Annotated in this window: 18 protein-coding genes; 9 read left to right on the top strand and 9 right to left on the bottom strand. The window is 74.8% G+C overall.

The features are described 5' to 3' along the window. Nucleotides 1–284 precede the first annotated feature (284 nt). Together O7620_RS07970 and O7620_RS07965 are read left to right on the top strand one after the other, a co-directional pair. The gene (locus tag O7620_RS07970) at nt 285–3,572 is read left to right on the top strand and encodes a BTAD domain-containing putative transcriptional regulator (RefSeq protein ID WP_225854292.1); all 3,288 of its coding nucleotides are present in this window, start codon (nt 285–287) and stop codon (nt 3,570–3,572) included. A 91-nt stretch (nt 3,573–3,663) separates the two neighbouring features. Beyond that, nucleotides 3,664–4,356, top strand: coding sequence for a hemerythrin domain-containing protein (locus O7620_RS07965; protein WP_151489240.1), 693 nt, complete (start codon nt 3,664–3,666; stop codon nt 4,354–4,356). A gap of 34 nt (nt 4,357–4,390) precedes the next feature. Here the strand turns inward: O7620_RS07965 and O7620_RS07960 are convergent, their stop codons facing one another. From O7620_RS07960 to O7620_RS07945, 4 genes are all read right to left on the bottom strand, one after another. After that, nucleotides 4,391–4,957 carry a dienelactone hydrolase family protein gene (locus tag O7620_RS07960; RefSeq protein WP_278122520.1) on the bottom strand — a complete coding sequence of 189 codons (567 nt, stop codon included), beginning with the start codon at nt 4,955–4,957 and terminating at the stop codon, nt 4,391–4,393. A 55-nt stretch (nt 4,958–5,012) separates the two neighbouring features. Further along, the gene (locus O7620_RS07955) at nt 5,013–5,846 is read right to left on the bottom strand and encodes a nucleotide disphospho-sugar-binding domain-containing protein (protein WP_347403791.1); all 834 of its coding nucleotides are present in this window, start codon (nt 5,844–5,846) and stop codon (nt 5,013–5,015) included. Between the two features lie 285 nt (nt 5,847–6,131). Continuing rightward, nucleotides 6,132–7,439 carry a phenylacetate--CoA ligase PaaK gene (gene paaK, locus O7620_RS07950; protein ID WP_278122518.1) on the bottom strand — a complete coding sequence of 436 codons (1,308 nt, stop codon included), beginning with the start codon at nt 7,437–7,439 and terminating at the stop codon, nt 6,132–6,134. 61 nt (nt 7,440–7,500) lie between these two features. Further along, nucleotides 7,501–7,950 carry a MarR family transcriptional regulator gene (locus tag O7620_RS07945; protein ID WP_278122517.1) on the bottom strand — a complete coding sequence of 150 codons (450 nt, stop codon included), beginning with the start codon at nt 7,948–7,950 and terminating at the stop codon, nt 7,501–7,503. Between the two features lie 136 nt (nt 7,951–8,086). Here O7620_RS07945 and O7620_RS07940 point away from each other — a divergent pair, with 136 nt between their 5' ends. The 7 genes from O7620_RS07940 (at nt 8,087) to O7620_RS07910 (ending at nt 14,452) form a co-directional block, all read left to right on the top strand. Beyond that, entirely contained in the window at nt 8,087–9,304 is a 1,218-nt protein-coding gene (locus tag O7620_RS07940) for an MFS transporter (protein ID WP_278122516.1), read from the top strand. Nucleotides 9,305–9,446: 142 nt separating this feature from the next. After that, entirely contained in the window at nt 9,447–10,205 is a 759-nt protein-coding gene (locus O7620_RS07935; RefSeq protein WP_278122515.1) for a class I SAM-dependent methyltransferase, read from the top strand. Nucleotides 10,206–10,211: 6 nt separating this feature from the next. Beyond that, nucleotides 10,212–10,688, top strand: coding sequence for a CrcB family protein (locus O7620_RS07930; protein WP_278122514.1), 477 nt, complete (start codon nt 10,212–10,214; stop codon nt 10,686–10,688). Next, a complete protein-coding gene (crcB, locus tag O7620_RS07925; protein ID WP_278122513.1) occupies nt 10,685–11,047 on the top strand; it encodes a fluoride efflux transporter CrcB in 363 nt (120 codons plus the stop codon). Before O7620_RS07930 ends, crcB begins: the two co-directional genes overlap by 4 nt. Before the next feature lie 50 nt (nt 11,048–11,097). Further along, nucleotides 11,098–11,622 (top strand): PadR family transcriptional regulator, encoded by a 525-nt coding sequence (locus tag O7620_RS07920; protein WP_151489246.1) that lies wholly within the window; start codon nt 11,098–11,100, stop codon nt 11,620–11,622. After that, complete coding sequence (locus tag O7620_RS07915; RefSeq protein WP_278122512.1) at nt 11,619–12,299, top strand: ABC transporter ATP-binding protein; 681 nt, start codon at nt 11,619–11,621, stop codon at nt 12,297–12,299. Before O7620_RS07920 ends, O7620_RS07915 begins: the two co-directional genes overlap by 4 nt. Next, on the top strand, nt 12,296–14,452 hold the full coding sequence (locus O7620_RS07910) for an FtsX-like permease family protein (RefSeq protein WP_278122511.1): 2,157 nt from the start codon (nt 12,296–12,298) through the stop codon (nt 14,450–14,452). Before O7620_RS07915 ends, O7620_RS07910 begins: the two co-directional genes overlap by 4 nt. On the opposite strand, the gene cobA is transcribed toward O7620_RS07910, so the two are convergent. From cobA to cbiE, 5 genes are read right to left on the bottom strand one after another with little or no spacing between them, the layout of a single operon-like run. Further along, the gene (cobA, locus tag O7620_RS07905; protein WP_278122510.1) at nt 14,453–16,108 is read right to left on the bottom strand and encodes a uroporphyrinogen-III C-methyltransferase; all 1,656 of its coding nucleotides are present in this window, start codon (nt 16,106–16,108) and stop codon (nt 14,453–14,455) included. It abuts the gene before it with no gap. Continuing rightward, nucleotides 16,105–16,701 carry a precorrin-8X methylmutase gene (locus tag O7620_RS07900; RefSeq protein ID WP_278122509.1) on the bottom strand — a complete coding sequence of 199 codons (597 nt, stop codon included), beginning with the start codon at nt 16,699–16,701 and terminating at the stop codon, nt 16,105–16,107. Before O7620_RS07900 ends, cobA begins: the two co-directional genes overlap by 4 nt. Next, on the bottom strand, nt 16,698–16,895 hold the full coding sequence (locus tag O7620_RS07895) for a 4Fe-4S binding protein (protein WP_151489251.1): 198 nt from the start codon (nt 16,893–16,895) through the stop codon (nt 16,698–16,700). Before O7620_RS07895 ends, O7620_RS07900 begins: the two co-directional genes overlap by 4 nt. Continuing rightward, nucleotides 16,883–18,682 carry a precorrin-3B C(17)-methyltransferase gene (gene cobJ, locus O7620_RS07890; RefSeq protein WP_278122508.1) on the bottom strand — a complete coding sequence of 600 codons (1,800 nt, stop codon included), beginning with the start codon at nt 18,680–18,682 and terminating at the stop codon, nt 16,883–16,885. The genes O7620_RS07895 and cobJ overlap by 13 nt, the downstream gene beginning before the upstream one ends. Continuing rightward, complete coding sequence (gene cbiE / locus O7620_RS07885) at nt 18,670–19,980, bottom strand: precorrin-6y C5,15-methyltransferase (decarboxylating) subunit CbiE (protein WP_347403790.1); 1,311 nt, start codon at nt 19,978–19,980, stop codon at nt 18,670–18,672. The genes cobJ and cbiE overlap by 13 nt, the downstream gene beginning before the upstream one ends. Nucleotides 19,981–20,021 lie beyond the last annotated feature (41 nt).

Below are 20,021 nucleotides of genomic sequence, written 5' to 3'. Positions count from 1 at the left end.
GTGCGCGCAGCATGACCCGGTCCCCGACCATCCTCGGCAGGGCGGTCGGACGGTCCACGCCGACGGCGGCGAGGACCTCACCCCAGAGCGCAGAGCATCGCGAAGCTGCCGTCGTACGCGGACGTACGCCCGGCCCAGCCCGAACGCTCATGGTCATCGAAGGCTGTCGTCACTACCGCACCCTTCACCCCAGGATCTTGACGATGGCGACCCGGTATCGGACGACACGTGTCCGGCAGGGCCGGCAAACGGCCCGTACCGGGACGACTAGGATTGGTGCAGTCATGCTGCTACGGGTGCTCGGGCCGCTTGAGGTCGAGGTCGACACAGGCGGACCGGTCGACCTCGGCGGCCCCCGCCAACGCGCCGTGCTCGCGCTGCTGCTGGCGGCCCGGGGCCACGTCGTCTCCGTCGACCGGATGATCGACGACCTGTGGCGGGGCGACGCGCCACCTCGGGCGATCGCGTCCCTCCAGGCGTACGTCTCACACCTGCGCCGCCTGCTCGAGCCGGACCGGGAACCCCGGACGCCCGCCCGGGTGCTGGTCACCGCGCCGCCCGGCTACGCGCTGCGGGTGCCCACCGACACCGTGGACGCCGGCCGGTTCGAGTCGCTGCTCGGCGAGGCGCGCGCGGTCGGCGCCATCGACCCGGCTCGCGCCCGGCGGCTGCTCGGCACCGGCCTGGATCTGTGGCGTGGTGCGGCGTACGCCGAGTTCGCCGGGGAGCCGTGGGCACAGCCGGAGGTGACGCGGCTGGAGGAGCTGCGCCTCGTCGCACGGGAACTGCTGCTGCAGGCGACGCTGGACTCCGGCGACGCGGCGGAGGCGGTGCCGGAGGCGGAGGTGCTGACCAGGCAGGCGCCACTGCGGGAGGAGAGTTGGCGGCTGCTGGCGCTGGCCCTGTGGCGTACCGGTCGCCAGGGGGACGCGCTCGCCGCCCTGCGACGGGCACGGGCGATCCTGGTCGAGCGGCTCGGCCTGGATCCCGGCCCGGCGCTGGTCGAGCTGGAGTCCGCGATCCTGGGCCAGCGTCTCGACCTGCTCCCGCCGGTGACCGCCACCGGGGTACGCGCCGACGTCGAGCAGCCGGCGTCGGAGGACGTCTTCATCGGCCGGGAGGCCGAACTCACGGCTCTCGGGCAGGCAGCCGCCGAGGCGCGGGCGGACGGGCCGCGCACCGTGCTGCTCTACGGGGAGGCGGGGGCCGGCAAGACCAGTCTGCTCGCCCGATTCCGGTCGGAGCTCACCACCCGCGGCTGGCTGGTCGCCGTTGGCCGTTGCCCCGAGGTGGACGGCGCGCCGCCGGCCTGGGCGTGGGTCGAGGCGCTGCGGCAGCTCGCCGAGGAGGCACCGCCCGGGACGCTCGCCCCGGCGCTCGCCCCCCTGCTCGGGGACGCCGACGGGCAGTCGGCCGGCGATGTCACCGCCGGACGGTTCCGGCTGCACCGCGCCGTCGCCGCCTGGCTGCGCGCCGCCGCGGCCGACCGGCCGGTCGCCGTCGTCCTCGACGACCTGCACGCCGCCGACGCCGAGACGCTGCTCCTGCTGAGCAGCGTCACCGACCTGACGGACGGCGCCGTGCTGTTCGTGGCGGCGCTGCGACCCGCCGACAACCGCGACCGGCTCGTCGACACCATGGCCGTGCTGGCCCGCCGATCACCCCGCCGGATCGAACTGGACGGCCTGACGCCGGCCGAGGTGGGGCGCCTCGTCGGGGCGTTGGCGCGGAGCACCGTCGACCCGGACACCATCACCGCCCTGTCCGAGCGGACCGGCGGGAATCCCTTCTACGTGCGGGAGTCGGCCCGGCTGCTCGCCGCCGAGGGCACCCTCGTCGCCACCTCCGACGTGCCGGAGGGGGTCCGCGACGTGCTGCGCCGACGACTGTCCCGACTGCCACCGTCGGCGGTGTCGGTGCTGCGCCTCGCCGCCGCCGCCGGGCGGGAGGCGGACGTCGCCACCCTGGTCGACGCCGCCGAGACGGACGAGGGCGCGGTCCTCGACGCCGTGGAGACCGGGCTGGCCGCCGGGCTGCTCACCGAACCGGCGCCGGGGCGGGTGCGGTTCGTGCACGGGCTCGTCCGGGACACCATCTACACCGACCTGTCCCAGCTGCGCCGGACCCAGCTGCACGCCCGGATCGCCGCCGCCACCCGCCGGGTGAACCCCGACGACTACCCGGCGTTGGCGTACCACTACGCCCGCGCCGCGTCCGCCGAGACCGCGCCGCTCGCCGTCGACTACGCGGTGCGCGCGGCGGAGCTGGCCGAGCGGCGCTACGCGTACGACGCCGCGATCGAGCTGCTCGGCAACGCCGTCGACGCCGCCGCGACGGTTCCCGGGGATCGCGAGGCGCTGCGCGTCGACCTGCTGGGTCGGCTGCTGCGCGCTCAGGCTCGCGCCGGCGCGATGGTCGCCGCCCGGCGGACCCGCGGCCGGGCGATCGAGGTCGCCCTCGCGTCCGGCCGGGACGAGCTGCTGGTCGCGGCGTTCACCGCCTGGACGGTGCCCACCCTCTGGCCGCCGCACGTGTACGGCATCCTGGACCATCAGGTCGTCGAGCTGCTCACCCGATTGCTGCGCGCCGACGCCCTGGGCCCGGTCGACCGCTGCCGGCTGCTGGAGGCGCTGTCCGCCGAGCTGGTGGGCGAGTCCGACCCGCGGGGCACGGCGGCCGGTCGGGAGGCGCTGGCCATCTCGCGGGGGCTGGACGACCCCGAGCTGCGGGCCGTCGGGCTGTTGGCCCGCGTCCGCACCATGCGCTACGACCTGGAGGCCACGCAGCGCCGCGAGCTGGCACTCGAACTGCGGAATCTGGCCGACGACCACGATCTGGTCACCTACCGCTGGTTCGCCGAAGAGGTGATCGGGCAGTCCGCGGCAGCGCTCAACGAGCCGGACGGGTTACGGGCCAGCCTCACGCGGCAGGGGGCGTTGGCGCAGGCGTACCAGCTCAGCGAGGCGCAGGTGATCCACCTCAGCTCACTCGCCGCCCAGGCCCATGTCGCCGGCGACCTCGTGGCGGCCGAGCAGCGCTACGCCGAGGTCGCCCGGCAGATGCGGCGGCAGGGCTCGCTGCACGCCGAGGCGTTCCAGTTCCTCGCCACGGCCACGCTGCTGATCAGCCAGGGCCGTCTGGCCGAGCACGTGGAGCCGACCCGGGCGGCGCGCCGGATCCTCGGTCCGATCGTCGACGACCTGCTGGCGTTGGCGCTGGTCGAGAGCGGGCAGGTGGACGAGGCGCGCGCGATCGTGGGGCGGCACACGTACCGTCCCGACTACTTCCAGTCGTTGCTGCTCACCGCGCGGGCGATGGCCGTCGTCGCACTGGGCCTGCGGGACCTGGCCGAGCCCTTGATCGACCTGCTGCTGCCGGTTCGTGACCAACTGGCCGGCTACTGCACGACATCGTTCGCGCTGCGTCCGGTCGCGTTGACGCTCGGGGAGCTGTTCCGCCTACTGGGGCGCACCGAGGAGGCGAGGCGGCACTTCACGCTGGCGGCCACGGTGGCCCGGCGGTGGGGGGCACCGCACTGGCTGGCCGAGGCCACCGCCGCGCTGACCGCCTGATCGTCGCGTCAGCCGGTTCCAAGTCGGTTCCAAGTGGCACTGCGGATGATCAAGAGGACTGTGCCCGTTGATGCCCTCGGAAAGGGTCACCGTGACTCAGAACCACCAGCAAGCCATGGCCGACGTGCGCGACATGTACATGGTGCACATCGTGTTCCGTCGCGAGTTCGGCCTGCTTCCGCAGCTCGTCCGCGACGTGCGGCCGGATGATGTGAAGCGCGCGGAGGTCGTCGGTGCCCACGCCGCGCTCATGTGCCAGCAGCTGCACCTGCACCACGAGGGCGAGGACGTGTACCTGTGGCCGCTGCTCGCCGAGCGCGGAGGCGCGGAGGCGGCTGCCGTCGTCCCCACCATGCAGGCGCAGCACCACGCCATCGAGCAGGCCTACACGGCGGTCGTCGCCCTGCTCCCCGCCTGGCGCCGGACGGCCCGCGACGGGAACATCCTGGCTGACGCCCTGGAGCGTCTGGGCGCCGCGGCGACCGAGCACATGGCCATGGAGGAGGCCGAGATCCTGCCGCTGGCGGAGAAGTACGTCACCGCGGCGGAGTGGGCGCAGCTCGGTGAGCACACGATGCGCGACCTCCCGAAGAAGGTCCTGCCGCTGAGCTTCGGCATGGCCATGTACGAGGGCGACCCGGCTGTGATCAAGGCGGTGCTCGCGCACGCCCCACTGCCGGCACGGCTGCTCATGCCGGTCATCGCGCCCCGGTCGTACGCCGCGCACGCCAAGCGGGTCTACGGCACCGCCACGCCGCCACGCGTCGGCGCTGGCGCCCGGTGAGCCCGGGGCCACGGCGGCCGGCGGACCTCGACGCTCAGTCGGCGGCGAGGAAGGCCAGCACCCGGGCCCAGGCCGCGGCGGCGGCGTCCGGGGCGTACTCGGCCAGGTCCGGGTCGGTGAACAGGTGCCCGACGCCGGGGTAGCGGTAGACGGTCAGGTCGGCCCCGGCGTCGGTCATCGCCTGCCGCCACTCGTCGACCTCGTCCGGCGCGTCGTACGGATCAGGGTCGGCGAGATGCAGGTGCACCGGCAGCCCCGGGCGGACCGCGTCCGGTGCGCCGCCGGTGCCGTGCAGCAGGAGCAGGCCGGCGGCGTCGGGGCGCTCGGCCAGCAGCGCCCCGGCCACACCGGCGCCCATCGAGAAGCCGGCGAGCACGGTCTGCGGGGGCAGGTCGTGCAGCGCCGCGCGGGCCCGGTCGAGCACCACCTCGTGGCCGATCTTGTCGAGCAGCGCGAAGCCCTCCTCGACGACGTCGGTGGCCGGGACGCCGTACAGATCGGGGGCGGTGACCTGGTGCCCGGCGGCGCGCAACCGGTCGGCGGCGGCGCGGACGGCGGGCCGCAACCCGTACACGGAGTGGAACAGCACGACGTGTCGCATCGGGCCATCCTGCCGCAGGGGGGCGGCAGGATGGCCCGGCCACGCGGGGCGGGGGTCAGACCAGTGCGGCCAGCCGGGGTATCAGGGCGCTCGGCGGGGGCATCGCGGCGATCTCCTCGCCGACCCGCACGGCGGCGGCCCGCAGGCTGTCGTCGGTGAGCAGCCGGGTCAGCGTGTGCGGGGTGATGTCGGCCGGGCGCAGCGCGAGGCCCGCGCCCCGGCGGGCCACCAGCTCGGCGTTGTGCCGCCGGTCCCCCGGCCCCACCGTCGCCAGCTGCGGCAGGCCGGCGGCGAGGGCGCCGAGAGCGCTGCCCGCGCCGCCGTGGTGCACCAGCGCGGCGCTCGACGGCAGCGCCTCGTCGAGCGGGATCCAGTCCACCACCCGGACGTTGCCGGGCAGGTCACGAACCGAACGCCGGTCGGGCCGGACCAGCACGATCTCGGCGTCCACGCCGGCCGCGGCCGCGACCACGGCGGGCATCGGCCCCCGGTCGCCGGGGCCGGTGAGGGTGCTGCGGGTGACCAGGAGCCGGGGACGCTCCCCCGGCTCCCGTAGCCAGGCGGGCAGCTTCCCGCCGCCCACGTAGGACGTGTACCGCATCGGCCAGCCGTCCTGGGTGGCCACGCTGGGTGGGGCGACGGCGATGGCGGCGGCCGGCGCGGCCAGCTCGGTGAGGCCGTGTCGACGCAGCGCGGCGCCGAGGCGTGCGACGGTGGCGCGGACCAGGTCCCGGCCGTCGAAGAGGGCGTTCTCCTGGCGTACGGCCGGCACGCCCAGCCGGGCGGCGGCGACCGCGAACGGCTCGTGCAGCACCAGATCGGGCCGCCACTCGGCGGCGAGCGCGACGACCGGGTCGGTGAGCTCATCGTTGAGCGCGCCGAAGAGCAGGCCGGCGCCCGGGTGCCGGCGGTGCCGGCCCGCTCGGCGCGCGCGATCAGTGGATGGCGGGGGAAGACCCGCAGCGCGATCCGGCCGAAGTCGAAGCCCGGCGCGACGTCGTGCACGGCGAGGCCGGCGTCGGCGGCGGCCAGGCCACCACCACCGGTGGCCATCAGGACGTCGTGGCCCGCGTCGCGCAGCGCGACGGCGAGCGGCACCAGCGGGAAGACGTACCCGACGAGCGGGGCGGACACCACCAGCACACGCATGGACCGGGTCCTATGTCGTCGCGGGTCAGCCGGCTCGACGCTGATCGACGATGCGGCGCATCTTGCCCATCGACCGCTCCACCGAGTCCGGAGCGAGCACGTCCACCGCGACGCTCACTCCGACGGTGTTCTTGACCAGCTCGACCAGGGTGGCGCCGGCCCGCTCGGCGGCGTCGACGGCGACGCCGGCACGCCGCTCCACCCGCACGGTCAGGGTGTCCAGCCGACCGTGCCGGTCGAGGACGCACTGGAAGTGCGGCGACAACTGCGGGGTCCGCAGGATCAGCTCCTCGATCTGGGTGGGGAAGACGTTCACCCCACGCACGATCATCATGTCGTCCGTCCGGCCGGTGATCTTCTCGATCCGGCGCATCGGGCGCGCGGTGCCGGGCAGCAGCCGGGTCAGGTCGCGGGTGCGGTACCGCACGACCGGCATCGCCTCCTTGGTCAGTGAGGTGAGCACCAGTTCGCCCCGCTCCCCGTCGGGCAGCACCGCCCCGGTGAGCGGGTCGATGATCTCCGGGTAGAAGTGGTCCTCCCAGAGGTGCAGCCCGTCCTTGGTCTCGACGCACTCGGTGGCCACGCCCGGACCCATCACCTCGGAGAGCCCGTAGATGTCGACCGCGTGGATGTCCAGCCGCTGCTGCATCTCCCGGCGCATGTCCTCGGTCCACGGCTCCGCCCCGAAGATGCCCACCCGCAGTGACGTGGCGCGCGGGTCGAGACCCTGGCGCTGCATCTCGTCCACGATGGCGAGCATGTAGCTGGGCGTGACCATGATGACCTCGGGTTCGAAGTCGCGGATCAGCATCACCTGACGTTCGGTCATGCCCCCGGAGACCGGGATGACCGTGCAGCCCAGTTCCTCGGCGCCGTAGTGCGCGCCCAGTCCGCCGGTGAAGAGCCCGTAGCCGTACGCGACGTGCACCCGGTCGCCGGGACGGCCGCCGGAGGCACGGATCGACCGGGCCATCAGGCGCGCCCAGGTACGCAGGTCGTCGCGGGTGTAGCCGACCACGGTGGGTCGGCCGGTGGTGCCGGAGGAGGCGTGCAGCCGGGCGACCCGCTCGCGGGGTACGGCGAACATGCCGAACGGGTAGTTGTCCCGCAGCTCCGCCTTGCCGGTGAACGGGAAGCGGGCCAGGTCGTCGAGGCCGCGGCAGTCGTCGGGGTGCACCCCGGCGGCGTCGAACGCGCGGCGGTAGTGCGGCACGTTGTCGTACGCGTGCCGCAACGACCAGCGCAGCCGCTCACGTTGCAGGTCGCGAAGCTCGTCGACGCCGGCGCGCTCGATCGGCTCCAGCTCCTCGGGACGAGGGGTGCGGTCCTGCATCGCCTGCCTCCTTCGCGACGGTCCCCGGCCGGGACTGCCGGTCACCGTACGCCCGGGTCGGTCAGCGGGCCGCTGGCAGGCGGTGCAGGGCGTCGACCAGCGGGGCCAACTCGGGGGTGGCCTCCGCCTCGGCCAGCGCGCCGGTGAGCACCCGGTCATGGGTGGGTCGGGCACGGGCGAGCAGGTCGGAGCCGGCCGGGGTCAGCTCGGTGTAGATGCCGCGCCGGTCGCCGGCGCAGAGGATCCGGGTGAGCAGGCCGCGCTGTTCGAGGCGGGTGACGAGGCGGGTGGTGGCGCTGCTGGAGAGCGCGGCCGCGCGGGCGAGCTGGCTCATCCGCATGTGCCAGCCGTCCTGTCGGGAGAGCGCGTCGAGCACCGTGTATTCGACGACGGACAGCTCGTGACCGGACTGCAACGCCCGTTCCAGGGACGTCTCGATCAGCCCGTGCAGCGCGGCGAGGGTGCGCCAGCCCTGCGCGCGGATCTCGACCGCATCGTCGGCGATGCCCATGCCGGCCTCCCGGGTGGTGATCTGGACGACCCCAGGCTACCACGCTTGCGCCGACATAAAGCGTGTGCAAGTATTTCGTTGCTGGCGCGCTTAGTTGCATACGCCGCCTATCTGACCCCTCCCCGATGGGAAGACCATGTCCGTACGCCACCCGTCCCTGCCGCCCGGTTTGATCGCGCTGGCCCTCGGCGCCTTCGGCATCGGGCTCACCGAGTTCGTGATCATGGGCCTCCTACCCGAGGTGGCCGACGACTTCGCGGTCACCGAGCCGGTGGCCGGCTGGCTGATCTCCGGCTACGCGCTCAGCGTGGCCGTCGGCGGGGTGGCCCTCACCGCCGCGGTCACCCGACTGCCGCGCAAGCCGGTGCTGCTCGGCCTGCTGGTGCTGTTCATCATCGGCAACCTGCTCTGCGCGGTCGCCGGCGACTACGCCGTGATGATGGCCGGCCGGATCGTCGCCGCGCTCTGCCACGGCGCGTTCTTCGGCATCGGCGCCGTGGTGGCCGCCGGCCTCGTCGCGCCGGCCCGGCGGGCGGGCGCGATCGCCATGATGTTCGCCGGGCTGACCATCGCCAACGTGCTGGGCGTGCCGTTCGGCACCTTCCTCGGCCAGCACCTCGGCTGGCGGTCCACGTTCTGGGCGATCACCGGCATCGGCGTGGTCGCCCTGATCGGGCTGGCGCTGCTCGTACCCGGTCGCGGTGCCGTCGACGGGGCGGGTCCGGCCGGCGGGCTGCGCGGCGAGCTGCGCGCCTTCACCCACTCGCAGGTCTGGCTCTCACTGGTGATCACGGTGTTGGGCTTCGGGGGCATGTTCGGCGCGTTCACCTACATCGCCTACACGCTCACCGAGGTCAGTGGCTTCGCCGCCGGCACCGTGCCGTGGCTGCTCGTCCTCTTCGGAGTGGGGCTCTTCGCCGGCAACCTGCTCGGCGGCCGGGCGGCGGACGTGTCGTTGTCGCGCACGCTGGTCACCGTGCTGGCCGCGCTCACCGTGGTGCTCGTCGGGTTCGCCCTGACCGCGACGAGCCCGGCGCTGACCGTCGTCTCGCTGGTGCTGATGGGCGGCTTCGGGTTCGCCACCGTGCCGCCGCTGCAGATGCGGATCATGCGGTACGCCCAGGAGGCGCCGACCCTCGCCTCGGGGGCGAACATCGCGGCGTTCAACCTCGGCAACGCGCTGGGCGCCTGGGTCGGCGGGGTGACCATCGCCGCCGGGCTCGGCTACACCGCGCCCATCTGGGCGGGTGCCGCGCTCACCCTGGTCGGCCTGGGCGTCCTGCTGGGCGCGCTGCGGCTGGCCCGCCGTACGCCGGCGACGGCCGAGGCGGACCGGACGCCGGCGCCGGTCTGAGCCATCGACGTGTGGGGCGCCGGGTCGGGCGGAACATCCGACCCGGCGTCGCTCTGATCATCCCCCCGCGAGCATCCCTTAATTGCAAAACATGTGCAACAAGGTCTGGACCTGGCCCACTCAGGTAACTAGCCTGATCGTCATGAGTCCTTACATCACGGATCCGTCGGCGTGGCAGGAGAGCTGGGACCGCCAGCAGGAGGCGTTCATGCCGGACCGGGACCACCGCCTCACCGCCATGCTCGACGCGGTCGACGCGGTCCTCGACGGCCGGCCGCCGCGCCTGCTCGACCTGGCCGGCGGCACCGGCACCATCACCCTGCGGGCGCTGGCCCGCTTCCCCGGCGCCGAGGTGACCCTGGTCGACCTCGACCCGGCGCTGCTCGCCATCGCCGGCGCCTCCCTCGCCGACCGGGCCACGATCGTCACCGCCGACCTCGGCACCCCCGACTGGCGCTCCGCGCTCCCCCACCGCGAGTACGACGCCGTGCTCACCGCCACCGCCCTGCACTGGCTGCCCGCCGACCGGCTCGGCCAGCTCTACGCCGAGCTGCGCGACGTGCTGCGACCGGGCGGAATCCTCGTCAACGCCGACCACATGCCCGACGACACCCTGCCGGAGCTGACCAAACGACTGACGGACCGGGCGCGCGACCGGCGCAACGCCCGGTACGCGGCCGGCTCGGTGCTGTCCTGGTCGGACTGGTGGGCGCGGGCCGCCGCCGATCCGGAGCTCGCACCGCTGGTCGCCCAGCGGCAGGCCATCTACCCGAGCGGGCACAGCCCGGATTTCAACCCGCCGGCCTCCTGGCACCTGGCCGCGCTCACCGCCGCCGGGTTCGGCGAGGTCGGCACGGTGTGGCGGGGCGGCCCGGACGCGGCCGTCGCGGCAGTACGCTAAGGACCCGTGTCAGAGCCGCCGGACCAGCGCACCGATCCCGACGTCGATCTCCGCGTCCCCGCCGACCGGAGTGAGCTGACCGCGCACCCCGCGACGATTCTCGCCACGATCGCGGCCGGCGGGGTGCTCGGTGCGCTGGCCCGAGCCGGCCTGCAGCACGCCGCCCCGCACCCGCCGACCGGCTTCGGCTGGGCGACGTTCGGCGTCAACGTGTCCGGCTGCCTGCTGATCGGCGTGCTGATGGCGGTGCTCGGGCACCTCGGCGGCGGGCACCCCCTGGCCCGCCCGTTCCTCGGGGTCGGTGTGCTCGGCGGGTTCACCACGTTCTCCACCTACGCGGTGGACGTCCAGCAGGCCCTCGTCGAGGGCGCACCGGGCACCGCGCTGGCGTATCTCGCCGCGACGGTGCTCGGTGCGCTCGTCGCGGTCGGGCTGGGCGACGCCGTCACGGCAGGACTGCTGCGGCGCAGGGCCGCCCGATGACCGTGTTGCTCATCGCCCTGGGCGCGGCCGTCGGCGCGCCACTGCGCTACCTGACCGACCGGGCCGTGCAGTCCCGGCACGACTCCGCGTTTCCCTGGGGCACGCTGACCGTCAACGTGATCGGATCGTTGCTGCTCGGCGCCCTCGTCGGGTCGCCGGCCGGCCCGGCGGTGACCGCGCTGGTCGGCACCGGGTTCTGCGGCGCGCTGACCACCTACTCCACGTTCAGCTACGAGACGCTGCGGTTGACCCGGGGCGGTCACCGTCTGCTCGCCCTGGCCAACGTGCTCGGCAGCGTCGCCGCCGGGCTCGCCGCCGCCTCCGTCGGATACGCCCTGGGCCGCGCTCTGACCGGCTGACCACACCGAGGGTATATACGCGAGGTATACTCTCGGTGTAGTCTCCCCTCATGAGCGTCCCACTGACCCTTCTCGGCCTCCTCGAACGCGAGCCCAGCCACGGGTACGACCTGAAGCGCGACTACGACGCCTTCTTCGGCCGGGGCAAGCCGCTGCCGTTCGGCCAGGTCTACTCCACCCTCAGCCGGCTGGCCCGCGACGGCAAGGTGGTGATCAGCGACGTCGCCCCCGGGTCCGGCCCCGACCGCAAGCGCTACATCATCACCGACGTCGGCGCGACCGAGGTCGAGCAGTGGCTGACCCAGCCGGTCGATCCCGAGCCGCACCTGCAGACAGTGCTCTTCGCGAAGGTCGTGCTCGCGCTGATGCTGGACCGGCCGGCCGCCGAGTACCTCGACACCCAGCGCAGCGCGCACCTGCGGCGGATGCGTGAGCTGACCGAGATCAAGCGCGCCGGCAGCCTGGTCGACGCGCTGCTCGCCGACCACGGGCTGTACCACCTGGAGGCGGACCTCCGGTGGATCGAGATGACCGGCGCCCGACTGGACGCCCTGCGCAAGGAGGTGCGGCCATGAGCGTCGTGATCGAGGCACGCGACGTGACGTTCGCCTTCGGCCAGACCGCCGCGCTGCGCGGCGCCAGCGTCGCCGTGGACGCGGGCGAGATCCTCGCCGTCATGGGCCCCAGCGGCTCGGGCAAATCCACCCTGCTGCACTGCCTGGCCGGCATCCTGGTGCCCGACTCCGGCGAGATCCTCTTCGACGGGGTCCGGGTCGACGCCATGACCGAGACCCAGCGCAGCAGCCTGCGCCGGGACCGCTTCGGTTTCGTGTTCCAGTTCGGCCAGCTGGTCCCCGAGCTCACCGCGGTGGAGAACGTCGCCCTGCCGCTGCTGCTCAACGGCATACACCGCAAGCAGGCGCTGCCGAAGGCGAGTGCCTGGTTCGCGCGCCTCGGCCTGGACGGTCTGGAGCAGCGGCGCTCGGGTGAGCTGTCCGGCGGGCAGGCGCAGCGCGTCGCCCTGGCCCGCGGGCTGGTCGCCGAGCCGCAGGTGCTCTTCGCCGACGAGCCGACCGGCGCACTCGACTCGCTCACCGGCGAGCAGGTGATGGACCTGTTGGTCAGCGCCGCCCGCGAGCAGGGCACCACGGTCATCCTGGTCACCCACGAACCCCGGATCGCGGCGTACGCCGACCGTGAGGTCATGGTCCGCGACGGGCGCGTCAACGCGCCGGACCGGATCGCCTCGTGATCCGCTTCGGGCTCCGCCTCGCCGTGGCCGGCGGCCGCGAGGCGCTCACCCGCCTGCTCGTCATCGCCGCCGCCGTCGCGGTGGGCAGCGGGCTGCTGCTGACCACCCTGGCCGGAGTCAACGCCGTCGACGCCCAGCTCACCCGGTTCGCGTCGATCCACCCCAACGCCTCGACGGGCGGCGACGCCGACCCGCTGTGGTGGTCGACCCGGGACGACTTCTTCCAGGGCAGACCGATCCTCCGCATCGACGTCGCCGCGACCGGGCCGAGCTCGCCCACCCCGGTCGGCGTCCCGACCATCCCCGGCCCCGGCGAGTTCTACGCCTCGCCCGCGCTGCGCGACCTGCTGGCCGCCCACCCGGCCGACCAGCTGGGCGACCGCTACCCGGGGCGCGAACTCGGGACCGTCGGCCCCGCCGGGCTGACCTCACCGGACACCCTGCTCGCCATCGTGGGCGGCACGCCGGAGAGCGTCGGCGAGCTGCCCAACGCCAGGCAGGTCGGCGACCTCGGTGACAAGCCCACGCTTCCTGAGGCCGCGGTGAACCTCATCCTGGGCGTGATCGCCGGTGGGCTGCTGTTCCCGGTGCTGATCTTCATCGGCACCGCCACCCGGCTCAGCGCCGCCCGCCGTGAGCAGCGCTTCGCCGCGATGCGCCTGGTCGGCGCGACACCGAGGCAGATCTCCCTGGTCGCCGCCGTGGAGGCGGCCGCCGCCGCCGTCGCCGGCACCGCCGTCGGCTTCGGACTGTTCTACGCCTTCCGCGACCCACTAGCCGGCATCCCGTTCACCGGCATGCCGTTCTTCCCCAGCGACATGTCGCTCGGCGTGCTGGACGGCCTGCTCGTGGCGCTCGGCGTTCCGGCCGGGGCGGCGGTGGCGGCCCAGGTTTCGCTGCGCCGGGTGCGGATCTCGCCGCTGGGCGTCACCCGCCGGGTCACTCCCGGCGCCCCGCGCGCGTACCGGTTGATCCCGGCCCTGCTCGGTGTCGCGGTGCTGTTCTTCACCATCGGCTTCCGGCCCGCGACCTCCGACGGCCAGACCGCGGTGTTCCTGCCCGCCCTGCTGCTCATCATGGCCGGCCTGGTCTTCGCCGGCCCGTGGTTGACGATGGTCGGCGCCCGGGTGATGGCCCGGCACGCGAGTCGCCCCGCCACTCTCATCGCCGCGCGACGCCTCGCCGACAACCCGAAGGCCGGTTTCCGGGCGGTCAGCGGCATCATGCTCGCGCTCTTCGTCACGAGCGTGGCGGTCGGCGTGATCACCACGATCGTCGACAACCGCGGCCCGGCGCCGACCGGCTCGACCGACGCGGGCACGGTCAGCACCGTCTTCGATGAGAAGGCACCGTCGGTGCCCGACACGCTGTTCGCCCAGCTGCACGCGATCACCGGTGTGCGGTCCGCGACCGCCGTCCGGGAGAACCCGGGCATGATGACCGGCGGCGAGGCCGGGGTGATCGCGTGCACCGACCTTCCGAGCGCGTACGGCCGGTGCGCCGAGGGCGCCACCGTCATCGAGGTGCCGATGGGTCTCAGCCGCTGGCGGGAGTCGGCGTCGCCCGCGACGGTCTGGCCCGCCGCCCCGCTCACCCTCGACGATCTCCAGCGGCTGCCGGTGGTGTCGATCGTCGTCGGCACGGACGGGTCCGCCTCCGCCGTCGAGCGCGTCCGCACCGTGCTGGAGATCGCCTACCCGACCTTCTGGGTGGGGCCGAACGTGCCCGGTGACTTCGAGTCGGACTTCGCCAACACGCTGCGCGGCTGGGAACAACTGGCCAACGTCGTCATCATCGCCAGCCTCGCGCTCGGCGGGTGCAGCCTCGCGGTCAGCGTCATCGGCGGCCTCACCGAACGCCGGCGCCCATTCAGCCTGCTGCGCCTCAGCGGCGCGCCGGTACGGGTCCTGCGCCGGGTGGTCGCGCTGGAGAGCGCCATACCGATGCTCGCCGTCGCCGCGGTCGCCATCGGGATGGGCCTGCTCGCCGCGCACCTGTTCCTGCGGGCACAGATGGACTACCGGCTCATCGCACCGGAGCCGCGCTTCTACGTGATCGTCGTCGTCGGGTTGGTCACCTGCCTCGGCGTCATCGCCTCCACCCTGCCGCTGCTGGAACGCATCACCGGGCCGGAGACCGCCCGCAGCGAGTAGTCAGTTCGTCGGCCCGGTGCTCGTGAGGGCGGCCACCGGGCCGAGGACGAAGACGGCGGGCGGGCCGATGCCCTCCCGGGCGGCGACCGCGCCGATCTCGTCCAGCCGGGCCGGCACCGACCGCTGGTCCGGCTGGCCCGCGTCCTGGACGGCGAGCACCGGGGTGTCCGGGGCGCGCCCGTGCTCGACCAGCTCGGCCGCGATCTTCGCGATGGTGTCGACGGCCATCAGCAGCACGACGGTGCCCCGGGCGCGGGCCAGCGCCGCCCAGTCGACCAGGGAGTCAGGGTGCCCGGGCGGTAGGTGCCCGGACACGATCGTGACGTCGTGCGCCACGCCCCGGTGGGTGACCGGAACGCCGGCGAGGGCCGGTGCGGCGATCGCGCTGCTCACCCCGGGGACCACGCTCACCGGCACGCCGGCCGCCCGGCAGGCCAGCACCTCCTCGTGGCCGCGCCCGAAGACGTACGGGTCGCCGCCCTTGAGCCGCACCACCCGGCGCCCGGCGCGGGCGTGTGCCACCAGGGCCGCGTTGATGGCGTCCTGCGACATCGACGGGCCACGGGGCACCTTCGCGGCGTCGATCACCAGCACGTCGGGGCGCAGCCCGGCGAGCAGACCCTGCGGGGCGAGCCGGTCGACCACCACGACATCCGCCGCGTCGAGCAACGCCTTCGCGCGTACCGTGATCAGGTCGTCGGGACCCGGCCCGCCGCCGACCACGGCGACCGAGCCGTGCTCGTGCTCGTGGTGATGGTCGTGGTCGTGTCCGTGGTGATGGTGGTGGCCGACCGGGTCGTCGGGGTGGTCGTGCGGGCGTTGCGGACGGCCCACCTTGTCGGCGAAGCCGGGCATCAGCACCCGGTACGCGCAGGTGTCGCAGTTCATCCGGATGTCCCCGCCCAGCGCCTCGGCGTAGCGTTCGAGGACGAGGTCGGCGAGGGCGTCGCAGTCACCGATCACCTCGGCGACGCGGACGTCCAGGTCGGGGTGCGCGGCGGCGAACTGCGCCGACTGCGCGACGATGCGGTCGGGCAGCACCCCGGCGAACAGGAAGTACGGCGCCACCACGATCCGCCGCGCGCCGAGGCGGCGCAGCCGCTCCAGCACCGCCGGCACCGACGGCTGGGCCAGGGAGATGAACCCCGGTTCGACGCCGGCGTAGCCGCGCCCCTCCCAGAGCAGTCGGGCCACCTTGGCGACCTCGGCGTTGGCGTCCGGGTCGGTGGACCCCCGCCCGATCAACGCGACCCACGTGCCGGCCCGCTGCGCGGTGTCGGTGTGGTCCGCACTGGCCAGTGCGGCGTCGATGCGCTGTTCCAGGGCGTCGTGCAGCAGTGGGTGGGGGCCGAGCGGGCGGCCGTAACGGTAGGTCAGCCCGGGGTGGCGCTGCTGTTCGCGGCCCATGGCGGCGGGGATGTCGCCCTTGCCGTGCCCGGCGGCGGTGAGCACCAGCGGCAGCGCCACGACTGCCCGGTGCCCGCGGGCGACGAGGGCGCCGACCGCGTCGGTGAGCGGCGGCCGGGACAGCTCGATGAAGCCGCCCTCGACGTCGGCGACGTCGCCGCGCCGGCGGACCCGCTCGACGAGCGCGGCGAACTGGTCGACCCCGGCCGCGCTGCGCGTACCGTGCCCGACGATGACCAACCCGGTCATGGCTTCTCCTCGACGTAGAGCAGGGCGTTGAGGGCGGCGGCGGCGACCGCCGAGCCGCCCTTCTCCCCCACGTTGGACACGGCGGGCAGGCCGCTGGCCCGCAGCGCCGCCTTCGACTCGGCGGCACCCACGAAACCGACCGGCAGACCGACGACCAGCGCCGGCGCGGCGTCCAGGGTCAGCAGTTCGACGAGCGCGGTGGGCGCGCAGCCGACCACCCAGACCGCGCCCGGCCCGACCCGGTCCAGCGCGATCCGCACGGCCGCCGCCGACCGGGTGATGCCGGCCGAGCGGCCCAGCTCGGCGGCGGCCGGCTCGGCGACCGGGCAGACCAGTTCCAGGCCGGCGCGGGTGATGCCGGCGGTGACCATCGCCACGTCCGTCACCACCGGCGCGCCCGCGCGCAGCGCGGCCAGCCCCGACTCCAGGGCGGCCTCGTCGCAGACCAGGTCGTCGACGTACGCGAGGTCGGCGCTGGCGTGCACGACCCGTTCGGTCACCGCACGGCTCAGCGGCGGCAGGTCGGACAGGTCGACCCGCTCGCGCAGGATGCGGTACGACTCCGCCTCGATCGGGTGCACCACCCGTCTCATCGGGCTCCTTCCGACATGTCCGGGCCGGTGACGCGGATCGCGTCGACCGGGCAGATCTCCAGGCATTCCAGGCAGCCGGTGCAGCGGTCGGCGCGTACCGTCAGGCCGCCGGCGACCGGCCGGATCGCGTGGGTGGGGCAGGTGAGCAGGCAGGCGCCGCAGCCCTGGCAGGCGTCGATGGTCACGAACGCCACCGGTACCCCCGGGGTGTGACCATCCGTCCGCCGACCAGCCGGGTGTCGCTGTTGCCGACCAGCACGATGCTGTACATGTCCACCACGGCCGGGTCGAGGGTGGACAGCGTGGCCAGGTGCACCCGTTCGCCGGGGCGGCTCGCGTTGCGCACCACGCCGACCGGGGTGTCCGCTGGCCGGTGCGCGGCGAGGATGCCGAGCGCCGTGCCGAGCTGCCAGTCGCGTGCCCGGCTGCGCGGGTTGTAGAACACCGTGACGAAGTCACCCTCGGCAGCCGCCGCCACCCGCCGCTCGATGACCTCCCACGGGGTGTGCAGGTCCGACAGGCTCAGGTAGGCGTGGTCATGACCCAGCGGCGCGCCGAGCAGCGCGCCGGCGGCGAGGGCGGCCGTCACCCCGGGCACGCCGATCACGTCGATCCGCTCGTCGGCGTACTCCAGGGCGGGGCTGGCCATCGCGTACACCCCGGCGTCGCCGGACCCGACCAGCGCGACCGCCCGGCCGGCGGCGGCCTCGGCGACGGCGGCGCGGGCCCGTGCCTCCTCCGCGCCCAGCCCGCTGGACAGCACCCGGGTGCCCGGACGGAGCAGGTCGCGCACCTGGTCGAGGTACTGGTCCAGGCCCACCACCACGGCCGCGCGGCGCAGCTCGGCGACCGCGCGGGGGGTGCGCAGGTCGGCGGCGCCGGGCCCGAGCCCCACGACGGCCAGCCGGCCGCACGGCGCGTGCCGCGCCACCGCCACGGTGGCCATCGCCGACGCGGTCTTCCCCACCAGCAGCGTGGCGTCGTCGGCCCGGCCGTCCGGACCGAGCAGCGCCGCGGCCTCCGCCACGCTCGGCGTGCCGACCGCGGCGCGGACCACCTCGCTGGGGTGCGGCACGTCGATGGCCGCCAGCCGCGTCGCCGGCCAGGTCACCAGGGGTACGCCGAGCGCGTCGGCGGTGCTGCGGATGCCCGCCTCGTCGGCCTTGACGTCGGCGCTGGCCAGGCAGCGCAGGCTCGCCGGGTCGAGGCCGGCGTCGGCCAGCACCCGGTGCAGCAGCTCCGCCACCTCGGCGGCGGGTACGCCCCGACTCGCGCCCACCCCGGCGACCAGCGACGGGGGTCGCAGCACGGCGGTCCGGTCGTCGAGCGGCACCACCCGGTCGGTGACCAGCAGGCGGTACCCGGCGGCACTGCCGGTGGTGTCGTCGGCGGCACTGCCGATGGTGTCGTCGGCGGCGCTGCCGGTGGTGTCGTCGGCGGTGGACTCGAAACGGGTGGCGGCGCGCACGTTTGGCGGCAGGGCGGGCAGCGGCCAGTCGGCGTCGGCGATCAGCTGGACCGGCTCGCCGTCCAGGATGGCCCGGGACACCGCGGCGACCGCACCCCGCACGGGCCAGCCGAGGGTGTCCAGCCCCGGCAGGCCGACCGCGTCGGTGGCGGTGGTGATCACCGGCCGGGCGTCCAGCAGCGCGGCGACCTGCTCGGCGAGGGCGTTGGCCCCGCCGGCGTGCCCGCCGAGCAGGGCCACGGCGTGCCGGGCGGCCTCGTCGACGACCACCACGGCCGGGTCGGTGCGCTTGTCGTCGAGCAGCGGCGCGAGGATCCGTACCACCGCTCCGGTGGCCAGGAACGCGATCACCGCGTCGCATTCGGCCCAGGCGGTCCGCAGCGCGTCGGCGACGGTCTCCGCCTGGACCAGCCGGGCGTGCGGCCAGGCGGCGGCCAGGGTGTCGGCGTGCCGGCGGCCGGCGGCGGTGGTCGCCACCAGGCCGACGCGGGTGGTCACGGTCAGGTCGTGCACGGGCGCTCCCCGGTGAGGACGACCACCGGGTTGGTGGCCGCGAGGCGGATCGACCCGCCGGGCAGGTCGGCGAGGCGGGCGGCGGAGAGCTGGACACCCTCGACCGTGTAGCCGGCGGCGCGCAGCAGGCCCACGGCTGGTGCGACCCGGTCCAGTGCGGCCAGGGTGAGGACCACCCGCTCGGGCCGGCGGGCCGCCACGGCGGCGAGGACGTCGACGCCGCCACCGCCGACGAAGACCGCGTCCGGCTCGGGCAGCCCGGCCAGCGCCTCCGGTGCCCGTGCGGCGACGAGCCGGACGTTCACCGCGTGCGCGGCGGCGTTGGCCTGGATGGTCGCGCCGGCGCCCCGGTCCTGTTCGACGGCGAGCACGGCCGCGCCGAGCAGGGCGCACTCGATGCCGACCGAGCCGCTGCCCGCCCCGACGTCCCAGATCAACCGGCCCAGTCGGGGGCGCAGCCGGGCGACGACGAGAGCCCGCACCTCGGACTTGGTGATCATCGAGTCGCGGTGGGCGTACCGGGTCTCCGGCAGCGCCCATCCTCCGGCCGGCGCGGCGGCGGGCTGGTTGTCCACCCGCATGCCACCGGTCGCGGGGGCGGACTGACCCGCACCCGCGGTACCGACGCCGCAGCCGGTCGATGCGTGCTCGGCGAGGCTGAGCAGGACGTGCGGGTCGGCCCAGCTCTCGGCGGCGGCCTGCTCGGGGGTCACCGCGCGGATCCGTTCCGCGTCGGTGCCCAGGTGTTCGGCGACCAGCAGGCGACGCGACCAGCCGACCAGGCCGGCGCCCAACTCCGCCGCGCCGGCACCGGGGGCGGTGAGCACCGCGACCAGCGGCAGTGCCCGGCACGCGTTCAGCGCGGCTCGGGGGTCGCGTCCGTGCGCGGTGACCACGGCGGCGCCGTCCCAGGGCAGCCCGGCGCGGGCGAACGCGGCGGCCACACTGGACACCGCCGGCACCACCCGCAGCGGCAGCCCGGCCGCGCGTAGCCGCCGGACGATGCCGAACAGGCCGGGATCCCCGCTGGCCAGCACCACGGCCGGCACCCCGGCGGCGACGGCCTCGGCCAGGCGACGCACGGCGGGGGCGAGCGGTCCGAGGGTGACGGTGTCCGCGCCGGCCGGCACGGGCACCGCGGCCAGGTGCCGGGCGGCACCCACCACCAGCCCGGCGGCGGCCAGCACGGACGCGAGGGCGGGGTGCGGCGGTGCACCGGCGGCATCCAGCCCGACCACGGTCACCGACGCCACCGGCTCCGTCCGCGCCACCGGCTCGGACGGCGTCAGCGGCGCCACACGCGCGGTCCGCGTCACCGGGGGCACCGGCTCGGTCGGCG

This window comes from Micromonospora sp. WMMD710 (assembly GCF_029626045.1).
Classification (GTDB): Bacteria; Actinomycetota; Actinomycetes; order Mycobacteriales; family Micromonosporaceae; genus Micromonospora.
Note: the sequence above shows the minus strand (reverse complement) of the source record. Positions and strands in the feature narration are given on the sequence as shown.

Coding starts and splice junctions, on each gene's coding strand:
- O7620_RS07970 (WP_225854292.1), top strand. CDS start 285: ATGCTGCTACGGGTGCTCGGGCCGCTTGAGGTCGAGGTCGACACAGGC.
- O7620_RS07960 (WP_278122520.1), bottom strand. CDS start 4,957: ATGCGACACGTCGTGCTGTTCCACTCCGTGTACGGGTTGCGGCCCGCC.
- paaK (WP_278122518.1), bottom strand. CDS start 7,439: ATGCAGGACCGCACCCCTCGTCCCGAGGAGCTGGAGCCGATCGAGCGC.
- O7620_RS07945 (WP_278122517.1), bottom strand. CDS start 7,950: ATGGGCATCGCCGACGATGCGGTCGAGATCCGCGCGCAGGGCTGGCGC.
- O7620_RS07940 (WP_278122516.1), top strand. CDS start 8,087: ATGTCCGTACGCCACCCGTCCCTGCCGCCCGGTTTGATCGCGCTGGCC.
- O7620_RS07935 (WP_278122515.1), top strand. CDS start 9,447: ATGAGTCCTTACATCACGGATCCGTCGGCGTGGCAGGAGAGCTGGGAC.
- crcB (WP_278122513.1), top strand. CDS start 10,685: ATGACCGTGTTGCTCATCGCCCTGGGCGCGGCCGTCGGCGCGCCACTG.
- O7620_RS07920 (WP_151489246.1), top strand. CDS start 11,098: ATGAGCGTCCCACTGACCCTTCTCGGCCTCCTCGAACGCGAGCCCAGC.
- O7620_RS07915 (WP_278122512.1), top strand. CDS start 11,619: ATGAGCGTCGTGATCGAGGCACGCGACGTGACGTTCGCCTTCGGCCAG.
- cobA (WP_278122510.1), bottom strand. CDS start 16,108: ATGACCGGGTTGGTCATCGTCGGGCACGGTACGCGCAGCGCGGCCGGG.
- O7620_RS07900 (WP_278122509.1), bottom strand. CDS start 16,701: ATGAGACGGGTGGTGCACCCGATCGAGGCGGAGTCGTACCGCATCCTG.